Source organism: Oceanimonas baumannii, from assembly GCF_002245495.1.
Lineage (GTDB): Bacteria > Pseudomonadota > Gammaproteobacteria > Enterobacterales > Aeromonadaceae > Oceanimonas > Oceanimonas baumannii.
In genome coordinates this window covers 1-1,052 of record NZ_NQJF01000038.1, presented here as the reverse complement: position 1 = coordinate 1,052, position 1,052 = coordinate 1, and the positions used below count along the sequence as shown (strand labels likewise).

Genomic DNA, 1,052 nt, shown 5'->3' with positions numbered 1-1,052 from the left:
AAAAAAATATACCGGCCCCGATGAGCCAGTGAGAGTTTAAAGTAGTTGCGCCTCGTGGCCATGTCGGTCCATCCCAGTTCCAACAATGTATCCTCCCTTGACGTTAGGTGCATGGCACCAGAGGTTAGCTTAGCAGCCTCATATTGAACAGCCTCTATCTGGGCTGCCATATCTTGGGAGCAGTCGTCATAGATAGCAGCACCATAGTCAAAGGGAGAAAGAATGCATAGACGACTGATATTGTCAAATGCCTTGCGTGGAAAAATCATTTTTAATGGCTTCAGCAAATTAATTTTGACGTAGGCTTTTGAACACTTCTCCTCAATATGTTCGTCCCACGACAGATTTTCTTCTAGGACCATCCCAAGATAAGTAAGGCTGGACACTCGTTGAATTGGTTCACCGTAAAGAGTTAGTGGCTGCAGTGGAAGATCGGGTCTGTAAGGGGTACTGAAGCGCATAGTCTTAGATTTACCCGGATGGAACCAAAGCCCATTGATGTTTGCCCATTCGCCTAGGCTATCTATGTCAGATTGCAGCAAATCCTGATCCGACTGATCGCCTATGGGTTTACCGAGGGTGGTGTCATCACAGTACATATTTACCTTTGCATGTTGAATGTACCGTGGAATATCATTCATATAGATTTTGTACAGAAGCGGACCCAGTACTGACCCCTGGGGAACCCCAGAGCTCAGCTGTTTGATAGAAGACTGTTGGCCATTTATCACTACTCTCTGCCGCCTGTTGCTAAGATAACTCCTAACTATATTCAGGAGCTCCCCTCTAATACCATATTTCTCCAGCTTGTGGAGAACAACGGGCCATGGGGTACGGTCGAAGGCCTTTTTAGCATCAAAGCTCACAAATCCATACTCCTTGTGTTCATCAATCGCTTCTGTAGCATCATTAACCAGGCCGGCTAGGGTGTATACCGGAGAGTCATTATGTGTATAGCCAGCCTGCTGTGTGTTCCATAGGCGTTCATCTACCATGTGATTGTTGATAGCTCGATTCAGTATCCGCTCATATATCTTAGACAGGCAAGAGAG

1 protein-coding gene is annotated in these 1,052 nt (G+C 46.1%); it reads right to left on the bottom strand.

Annotated features, from left to right (window positions below; translation table 11 throughout):
- Positions 1 to 995 (bottom strand): reverse transcriptase domain-containing protein (locus B6S09_RS18000; RefSeq protein WP_244900114.1); only part of this gene is annotated, 995 nt, incomplete at its 3' end.
- Between the last annotated feature and the right edge of the window lie 57 nt (positions 996 to 1,052).